This window comes from Paenibacillus lupini (assembly GCF_011761355.1).
Lineage (GTDB): Bacteria > Bacillota > Bacilli > Paenibacillales > Paenibacillaceae > Pristimantibacillus > Pristimantibacillus lupini.
In genome coordinates, this window is the sequence record NZ_JAASRW010000006.1 from 587623 (window position 1) to 597370 (window position 9748).

General features: G+C 45.6%; 9 protein-coding genes. 1 reads left to right on the forward strand and 8 read right to left on the reverse strand.

Features of this window, described 5'->3' with window-relative positions; all coding sequences use genetic code 11:
* Window positions 1-30: 30 nt before the first annotated feature.
* The 5 genes from FHS17_RS21760 to FHS17_RS21780 form a co-directional block, all read right to left on the reverse strand.
* Window positions 31-2508 (reverse strand): CoA-disulfide reductase, encoded by a 2478-nt coding sequence (locus FHS17_RS21760; RefSeq protein WP_167280535.1) that lies wholly within the window; start codon window positions 2506-2508, stop codon window positions 31-33.
* 42 nt (window positions 2509-2550) lie between these two features.
* Window positions 2551-2841, reverse strand: a complete 291-nt coding sequence (locus tag FHS17_RS21765) for an ArsR/SmtB family transcription factor (protein WP_167280536.1) — start codon at window positions 2839-2841, stop codon at window positions 2551-2553.
* A gap of 124 nt (window positions 2842-2965) precedes the next feature.
* Window positions 2966-4198 (reverse strand): MFS transporter, encoded by a 1233-nt coding sequence (locus FHS17_RS21770; protein WP_167280537.1) that lies wholly within the window; start codon window positions 4196-4198, stop codon window positions 2966-2968.
* 125 nt (window positions 4199-4323) lie between these two features.
* On the reverse strand, window positions 4324-4665 hold the full coding sequence (locus FHS17_RS21775; RefSeq protein WP_167280538.1) for a hypothetical protein: 342 nt from the start codon (window positions 4663-4665) through the stop codon (window positions 4324-4326).
* A gap of 134 nt (window positions 4666-4799) precedes the next feature.
* Complete coding sequence (locus tag FHS17_RS21780) at window positions 4800-6080, reverse strand: glucuronate isomerase (protein ID WP_167280539.1); 1281 nt, start codon at window positions 6078-6080, stop codon at window positions 4800-4802.
* A 163-nt stretch (window positions 6081-6243) separates the two neighbouring features.
* Between FHS17_RS21780 and FHS17_RS21785 the strand changes: the two genes are divergently transcribed.
* On the forward strand, window positions 6244-7113 hold the full coding sequence (locus FHS17_RS21785; RefSeq protein ID WP_167280540.1) for an AraC family transcriptional regulator: 870 nt from the start codon (window positions 6244-6246) through the stop codon (window positions 7111-7113).
* On the opposite strand, the gene FHS17_RS21790 is transcribed toward FHS17_RS21785, so the two are convergent.
* From FHS17_RS21790 to FHS17_RS30950, 3 genes are all read right to left on the reverse strand, one after another.
* Window positions 7110-7685: a TetR/AcrR family transcriptional regulator gene (locus FHS17_RS21790; RefSeq protein ID WP_167280541.1), complete on the reverse strand. Its 576-nt coding sequence runs from the start codon at window positions 7683-7685 to the stop codon at window positions 7110-7112. The two genes, FHS17_RS21785 and FHS17_RS21790, sit on opposite strands and share 4 nt — an antisense overlap.
* Before the next feature lie 43 nt (window positions 7686-7728).
* A complete protein-coding gene (locus FHS17_RS21795; RefSeq protein ID WP_167280542.1) occupies window positions 7729-8454 on the reverse strand; it encodes an MBL fold metallo-hydrolase in 726 nt (241 codons plus the stop codon).
* A 290-nt stretch (window positions 8455-8744) separates the two neighbouring features.
* Window positions 8745-9311: a collagen-like protein gene (locus tag FHS17_RS30950; RefSeq protein ID WP_167280543.1), complete on the reverse strand. Its 567-nt coding sequence runs from the start codon at window positions 9309-9311 to the stop codon at window positions 8745-8747.
* Window positions 9312-9748 lie beyond the last annotated feature (437 nt).

Sequence of the window (9748 nt, forward strand, 5' to 3'; positions counted from 1 at the left end):
CAATATGAACGTGAAATGAACGGTTGTCCTTTAAATAAACAGGTTAATACCGGATTGATCCGCCTTGCCGAGGTAATAGCCTACACCTGCAATTTTGACGCCATCAATCAATTCTTCCTTCTGAATACCCATCAGATCCATCGACATCTGGCAGGCAACAACTTCAACACCTTGCGAGATAGCCGTCTCAATAAGCTCTTCAAGAGATGAGACATTATTACTGCTCATCACTCCGCGAATCATCTTAGCACCCATGCCCATCATATTCATCTTAGATAAGCTTAGCTTCCGGCTGCCTCGTGGCATCATCATGCCAAACATACGGCCAATCAGGTTTTTCGATACTGGAATCTTCTCCGGTCTGCGGATAACGTTAAGTCCCCAGAACGTAAAGAACATCGTTACTTTTTTACCGCTGGATGCAGCACCATTCGCAATAATAAACGATGCAATTGCTTTGTCCAGATCTCCGCTGAACACAATCATTGTGCTGTTGTCTGGTCCTTGAACCACGGCTTGATTGGCCTCAGAAGCAATCTCTGAATCACCTTTCCGAACAAATGCTTCAATCGTGCCGTCCTGATGCTTGGTCAGTTTCTCCACTCGATTATGGGTCATTCCTGCCCAAGCTTGGATATCTTCATAAAAGCCCGGATCCGTCGCTGTTACTTTCAGCACATCATCTGCCTTAAGCCCATCGATCTGCTGTTTAACTTGAATAAGGGGTCCTGGGCAGCATAATCCGCAGGCATCCAAAGTCGCATCTGCTTGCAGTATACCTGCAGCTGTTTCTTTCAACCCTTCAGTAACTGTCTTCACGGCCGCTGCGTGTACGGGAGGCTGTTCATTTTTCTTTGGCGTATATTGAGTCAGAAGGTATGTTTTATAACCACCGGTGAGGTTTCTTACTTTAAATCCGTTCTGACGTAAAATACGTGAAGCCGTATAGCCCCGCAGGCCAACCTGGCAATATACCCAGATCTCTTTGTTTCGGTCCAGTTCATCCAGTCGGCCGCGAAGTTCGTCTACAGGAATAAGAATCGAACCCGGAATATGTCCGTTATCATGCTCCATCTTAGACCTGACATCAACTAGAATGGCGTTTTGCTCATCTCTCGATGTTAATTGCTCCGTAACGAATACATCCGTCAGCCCGGATAAAATATTTTCAGCCGTATAGCCTGCCATATTAACCGGATCCTTTGCTGAGGAGAATGGAGGTGCATAAGCAAGCTCAAGCTCCGTTAAGTCTGTAACTGTCCCTTTTAATCGCATAACGGTCGAAATCGTGTCCATCCGTTTATCTACACCATCACGCCCTACCGCTTGTGCACCTAGAATCCGCCCTTCATCATTAAACAACAGCTTCAGCGTCATCGGCACTGCACCTGGATAATAACCGGCATGTGAATTCGGATGCACGTAAGTCACCTGATACGGAATACCTTGCGCCCGCAGCGTTTTCTCATTATTGCCTGTCGCTGCTCCTGTAAGGCCAAACACCTTAATGATTGAAGTACCTTGTGTACCTTTGAAGGTAGTTGGCAAACCCGCAACATTGTCTGCAGCAATCCGACCCTGCTTATTTGCCGGTCCTGCAAGTGGAATCGCAGTCTGTCTTCCGTTTACGAAATCCGTTACTTCCACCGCATCGCCTACTGCATAGATGTTGGGTAGATTAGTTTCCATCCGGTCATTAACAACAATATGCCCACGGCTGCCAAAGGCAAGACCACTTCCTTGCACGAATGCTGTATCCGGCGTTACGCCAATAGCCGAAATAACAAGCTCTGTCTGCACTACCATTCCAGAAGACAGACGGACTTCCACACGATTATGCTCTAACGTGCTGAATGACAACACTTGCTGCTTGAACAAAAGCTTCACACCGTTATCTTCTAATTCCTTCGCCATCATACCTGACATCTCTCCATCAAATGAAGACAGAATCTGATCACCGGATTGAACTAGCGTAACCTCAAGTCCAAGCTCCTTCAGATTTTCCGCCATCTCGATGCCGATAAAGCCGCCGCCAATCACGACAGCAGATTTGGTGTCCGACTGAGTAACTTTTTCCTTAATCCGATCCGTATCTGCCAGGTTGCGAAGCGACAGAATAGAAGTATGGTCCGCACCTGGTACATTCGGACGAATTGGCTTTGCTCCAGGTGACAAGATCATTTGATCATAGCTTTCTTCATATTGCTCACCGCTTGCGAGGTTACGTACTGTCACCGTGTTTGCTGCAGGGTTAATGGCTACAACTTCACTTTGTGTCCGAATATCAATATTGAAACGTTTGAACATTGCTTCAGGTGTTTGAACAAGAAGCTTGCTGCGTTCCTTGATCGAACCGCCGATATAATATGGCAGGCCGCAGTTCGCAAACGAAATATAGTCATTACGTTCAAACATAACAATATGCGCCTCTTCATCGAGTCTGCGCAGCCTTGCTGCTGCGGAAGCTCCGCCAGCAACTCCCCCGACAATAATCACTTTTTTACTCATGTTGTTGTATGCCTCCTGATGTATGGTGCGTCTTTTATAAAATTAAGCCTCTCCGTCGCTGAACATCGCTTGGATCAATCTCGCGACCTTTGGAGAAGCGATTGTATAATGCATTTCCAGCCCGCTTCGCTCTGTCGCTACAATGCCGGCGCTTCTCAGCTTCTGCAGATGCTGCGATACCGTCGACTGCGGCAGATCAAGACAATCCTGCATGAACGAAACATTGCAGCGGCCCTTCTGGAGCAGCCCTTTTACAATACATAGCCGTACAGGATGCGCTAATGCCTTCAGCATCTCAGCGGCATCATCATACGCTTTAAAGTTGTTATCCATTTCCCCCACCTCAATCTCTCCAGTATATCATTATATCGTAATATTACGATATAACGATGATAAAGACAAGCCACTCCTAAAAACAAAAAAAGGACCTGCATCCAGGTCCTTCCCTCTATAAGCGTCAGCTTGGCGCTTGCTCTTGATTTAATGCTTTCCTGTTTCCGTACAAGAACATCGCTGTCCCGATCCAGCCGCATATCGAAGCGATCACAAGCAGCATCGATAGCGATACACTATCCGATAAACCTGCGCCTAACAGCGGCCCTAATGTTCCGCGTACACCAAACAACATCAGATGCACACCAAATACCGTTGCTTCTCTTCCTGGTGCAAGCTTGGATACAAAAGCAAGAATACCAATATCCCAAATGGCTTCCCCTACACCTTGAATCCCATTGCCCACAATAACTGCAGTATAGGTTCCCCATACACCATATAACATAGGAACGATCGCATAAGCGCTAATCCCGCATACCAAGACATGCTTGATATCTATTCGATCAATTAACCGCCCAGCAATTAAGTACGTAAGCAGCAAGCCGGCAAAATAAGAAATACGGGCATAGCCGATTTGTAAGTTGCTCAGCTCCAGCACCTGCACCTGAATAATCTGGTAAAGCGGATTAGACAGCATATTGCCAAAGCCAGCAAATGTCGTAGCTGCAAGGAATACGGCGAGCTTACGATTCCCTGATACGAGTACCCACTGATCTCTCAGCGAGAATTTAGCTGCTGTCCTAGATGGTACAGACATGAGCTGCTTTGGAAGCCGAAGCGAGTTAAATAAAATAACAGAAGCTGTACCAAAGATCGCGGCTGTAATAAGTGGACCAGATGGTCCTGCTCCGTCAGCCCAAATGCCAACAATATAAGCAAGAGGAATCATTAATGCACCACTTGCTACTCGGACATATCCCATAAGACGGCCTCTGACATCAGCTGGATACATCCGGGCTACAAGCGAGGCGTAAGCCGGGGCTTGGATTCCCATTAATATTTGGAAGACCAGTGCAGTAGCCACATACACGGAAGGAAATGCAAACAAGGCTGGAAAGATGATCAACATCCTGCCGATTACATTCGGAATAATAACGAAAGGCTTAGGATTTCCAGTCTTCTCGATCCAGGCCGCCCAGATTGGCGAGAACAGTAATCCCACTGCTGGTGCAGCGGATAACAGCCCAACCTGCAGGTTGCTGGCTCCTTCTTGAATAGCAAACGGCATAAAAAATTGATTCAATACTACGTTAAAAATACTAAATAATAAGGTCGCGCTAAAATCAATTCTTGCATTAAACCAGACACGCGGCATCATTTGCATGCCGAGCTTATACACACTGCCCTTCGTTTCCATCTCGCTGCAATCCTTTCGCTCCACTGACCGTTTCTATATTTTTAAGACATACCCATTAGATCAGAGATTATTGCAAAGCGCAACAATAAAAAAACGGTCCTTATCGGACCGAACGCTGCTACCTGTTACATCACCAATAGCAATAAACCAAAACAGGCGATGGATGTACCCGTATAGCCCCAAGCTGCCGCGAGACTGCAATCCCGGAGTTTCCATATTCGGATCAGGTAGACCACCGTAAAACCAATGGAAATGATCATGATTCCCATCATGATGCCGTCCATGAAGGGATCATTCATCATCCCGCTCATCCCGCCGCCGCTATGATGCATATTGGACCATTCCAATGCACTTACACCACCTGTCAGAAGAAGTGGAATAAGCAAATGAATGCCATGTACGACAATTGGAAATAACATGCCGCCAATAGAGAGAAGAGAGCTGCGCGGCAATCGTTTATTGGACACGAGCAATCACCTCCATTTCTGTAGCACTACTCCAGTATATGGCGCATTAAGACAGAGATTCGCAATATTTTCTTAAGAATGACGGTGTACAGGCACAAAAAAAGAAGCAAACATTTGTCTGCTTCTCCATTAGCTTATTCCGGTTGTTCCTTACCGAGGAAGCGCCAGAAATTCCGGTTGAACAAATCATCCAGATCTCTTTTGATTTCATCCTCCGTAACTTTCCATCCACTGTTATACAGCCGCTCATACTTCGAAGCCAGTACTTGTCCGATGATACGGCGCGAATGCTCCCATTTGTAAATCAGCTGTTCAAACACTCTGCAGTCCGAATGCTGAGGAATAACGGATGTACCAAGCAACTCCAAACGGAACTTTGTCATTTCCTCCACCATCGATTCAATATGGAGGAACCACCAGCAGCCAAACACCATCAAATTGCGGAATTTCCGTGCAAGCACAGTCAGCTCATGTTGGTTACTGCGAGCAAGCATAGTGATCAGGAACTTCTGTGTCGGATATGTTCTGCATAAAGCTTCAACTGCCGAGACATCTGAATCCATGCTCATATCTCCCGCCAAGCGAAGCTCGGGATTAACACGACGACGAACACCAATCATTAGGGCAAATGGAATACCATGCTTTTGGCAGACCGGTACCATTGCTTCGTCAATCATTCGGGTGCGGTGATCTTCCGCTGGATATACGAAATCACCAGGCATCGATACAGCCAAATATAAAGCATCTATTCGTACAATCCACTCCGAGAGGAAACGGCGTACTTCTTCCTTCGTCTGCTCCGTCCATTCTACTGAAGCCTCATAGCCAAGCGAACGCAGATGTTCAACAGCATTAGGCCAATCATTAAGCAAGGAGTCTACACGCAAAGCTGCTGAGAATCGGGAGTCGGTATTCCCTTCGCGGTTCAGCCATACTTCACGTTCTACCGCATCAAATGGATCATTTGTCATGACAACATGCTTCACATTCGAAATACGTAGTACTTCATCTACCTGCTGGGCAGTCGTACGATTAGCGAGCACTTCACGATATTCATTCAAATTGCGCGAAGAAACATCAAGTCCCAGACGGTGAAGAATCGTAATGAAGCCATTAGCTGCTTCACTAACTGGTGAATGCTCAATAAAGAGCTTATTCCAGATCCAATCGGCCTGTTCACGCTTCGACATTGCCCAGAATGCCTCATAGGTTTCCTCATCGCTCGACCAGCGGAACGACTCCGATATTAAATAATGATAAATTAGAAGCTCATCTATACCCCAAAGCAGCAAATCACCAAAATCAGCGGAAAATAAATGAGTATGCATATCCGTTACCGGTATTGTCATCGCGAGCTGTTCAACGATTTCTTTTACCGTAGTGACGGAATCAATCGTCTGTTGTTCCTTAATCATGCGATATTCCTCCTCAGCTTGTCCTACCTTCATCGTACCACCGGAAGAAATGTACCGCTTCTATACGGTTATCGTTGATTAGTATCTCATTTATACGTGGTTGGTGTATTCAGAAGAGCGCTGTATAATGAATCTGCACCATATTCATATCTTGGAGGATCACATGAGCACTCTAGAACAACACTCGCTTCCAATTGAGGCTATGTATAATACATCCCAAATTCCTACCGACTTTCATTCCCATCTGGAATATGAAATATATTATTTCCACAGCGGAAAATGCAAGCTGTTAATCGGTGACAGCATCTATGACCTTACTCCAGGTAATCTCATCCTGATGAACGGCATGACGCTTCATTATCCATCTATAGATAATCGTTATGAGTATTGCCGAACGGTCGTTCATTTCGATCCGGCTTTCGCTTCTGGATTATTCCATCCGCCGTTCCTCATTCCGCTGCTGCTCCCGTTCGAGCGTCAGACTAACCGCCTGATCTCGCTGCATCCGGAGGAACGTTTGCGAATCGAGCCGCTGCTCGAACGGTTATGTGAACTTCGTCAAAGTGAAGATCCTCTGTCACATGACCGGCTGATCCTATGTTTTCAAGAGCTGCTTCTGCTCATCTATGAACTATCCAATATGCCAAGCTACGGACAAGCCACTCCGCCAACTAGTGTGAAGCATCAAAATGTCCAGAAGTTAATCGCCTATATCGAGGAGCATTATCAGAATGATATTCAACTGGATGGTTTGGCTGGCTACATGCATTTGAACAAGCATTATATCGTCAAAATTTTTAAAGAAACAACAGGCATTACCTTATTTCATTATCTATACCAACGTCGTATAAATCAGGCAAAAATGTTGTTCACGATGAATCCGAACCGATCAATTACGGAGATGGCGTTCGAGGTGGGCTTCAAATATGTTTCGCATTTCAGCCAAACGTTCAAAAAATATACCGGGCAATCGCCCGACGAATATCGCAAGGGAATTGCCCGGTCCTATAAAGATTCAGCTATTTCCCGTTAAGAACGGAATTGTTCCCGAATACCGGATAAATAAGCTTGCAGCACAACCTGGATACTCTCATCCAGATTAACCGGCAGGCCAAATCCACCGCTTCGTTCAAGAGAGGCGAAACCATGCATAAGGCTGCGGAATCCTCTTACAAGATGAATCGTATCTTCCTGCTTCATCTCGTATGCATGATGCATCACTTGTATAATAAGCTGAATCAGCTCTTCACTTACTTTTAGAAGTTCCGCATCTTCCGAATGCTGGGCAGGGAGCGTAGCTTCATATAAACCTGGATGCTCCCTTGCAAACGTAATATAGGCTCTGCCAATAGCAAAAACAGCGTCGTCACCGGATCTCCCGGCTGCTGCCCGAAGCAGCTTATTATGCAGATTTTTTAAGCCGTATAGGGCAAGCTTTTCCTTGAGTCCGCTTAGTCCAACTACATGATTATACAAAGAGGGGGAGCGGATACCGAGCTTTTGCGCTAAAGAGGCAAGCGTTACGGACTCCAGCCCGTTCTCATCCGCCAGCTCGGCAGCCTTCTGTATAATGGTTGGTAAATCCAATCCTAATCGTGGTGACATATGTTATCTCCCTTATCTTCATTCCTGCTTTAGTCTAATTTCCTTATACCAATACCGATTCAAGCTTTTTGGCAGCTTCCTGCACCGCTTGCTCCATGGCCGCCTCCGGATTAACAAGCAGCTTCCCATGACCAACAGCAAGTAAGGTCGGCTTCAGCTTAAGCAGTTTCATTGCACTGTTAAGTGATTCTTTCTTGTTCCAGGTAGCCATTGCCGGGAACGGAAACCATGGTCGTACCTGCCCGCTTACCGCAACTCCCCCGCGTGTCTGGAAAGCATCTCCCACTATTAAAGCCTGGTTTCGTGAATCAAGAAAGGACATGGAGCCTGGCGTATGTCCTGGCGTTGATACTGCGAGCAATGAGCCAACACGATCTCCATCCTGGAGCAGCACATCTGGCAGCGTTACTATTTTCCCTGGCTTTGGCACGTCGCCACGAATAGGTGTGGTTGGCTCATTCGCGTCAAGCGAGCGATCACCGTTAAGCAGTCGGGAATCCCTAGCGGAAATATAAACGGTCGCATCGGGCAGTTGTTTCTTCAGCGCATCCAGTGCACCAATATGATCACCATGAGCATGTGTCAGCACGATGCGGGTAATGGGTTTACCAATCTCCTTGGCTGCTTTCAGAATAGCAGCTGCATTGTTTGGCATCGCTGCATCGATTAATGTTAAGCTCTTCTCTTCTTCGACCAAATAGCAATTTACAGGAAATACGTTTGGCAAATACGTTAGTTGATAAACCGATTCATGACGAGTTAATTTCATTTTAAATAACCACCTTCGCTTATAAACTAATATCGTTAGTTTTATAATAACTAATCCCATTAGTTTTGGCAAGAGGGAATTTGCCTGAAAATAGAAAAAAATCTCTAGCCTGCAGTACAACGACAAGAAAATCCCGATTAAGTTTTGAACTAGGCATTCTGCGTTGAAAAACATCAGCAGCCGGTCATTATTGACCGGCTGCTGATTGCTTCCACTCTGTCCAATTGTCCGATTTAAGACTAGATGACTATATACGTACCAACGAAGGAAGAGCACAAAATTCGCCTATCTTAATTGTTTATCTTTGTCACTATTAATGAAGCTTCTGTATAAGAGGGAATACTTGAAGTTAGAATCAGAACTTGAACGATATCATTCTGTGCCAAAGTTGTTTGAATGGATGTTCCTATTCTATCGCTTTCAGCCCCAAAGGGACCTGCAGTGAAATTCTTCTCAAATCTAAAGCGTCCAGTTGGTATTTGATTTCCATTTATTGTGATAACCAATTGGATCGCACCACTAGGTGGATCGATTCTCACTGTGAGCCAAAAGTTTATTTCATAAATACCAGAGCTTAAAACGGTTATTGAATCACTACCAAGAGTAGTTCCTTGTGAGGGTCCATTCACATTATAACTTATAAACGTACCTGCTGTTGCAGCCATGCCAGAGAAGGATGGTCTGTATCTTGATCCATATACCGGTACAACTCCGGGCCCAGCAGGACCAGTCATGCCAGTTGCTCCTGTTAAACCAGTTGGTCCGACAGGACCTTGAGGTCCAGCGGGACCCTGTGGTCCCGTAAGTCCTGTTTGACCCGTAGCACCAGTAAGCCCAGTAAGTCCTGTTTCTCCCATAATTACATCACTCCACTCTTATTCTATTAACTTCTAATAGTTTATGCAGAAGATTTATTTGAAGTGAGAGGCGTGAAAAGTTAAATTATCGGAGCTTTGCAAACCCTGCGCGATCGTGGTTGCTTAAACTTGAAAGGTGTTTTGATCTCTGTCTCATTAACAAGGGGCCAGTCCCCACCCTTTTGTTATTTGAGATGGTGTTTTTATTCTGCTACTTCTATAATTGTCCTTCCTGTAAAAGCAACAAAGCTGCCGTTCGTTACCGGCAGCTTCATTAATTGGGCTATTCAGCTAACGTTTCCCGTTAGAATTCCTGTAAAACGAATAATTTGGCGTTTGAACAAAAACGAGCGCCTCGGTACGATGGGATTATGCAACGGGTCAAAAGCCCTTTAAATCCACATCAGGAGGTCGCTCTATCATGAAGTTTAAGGCAC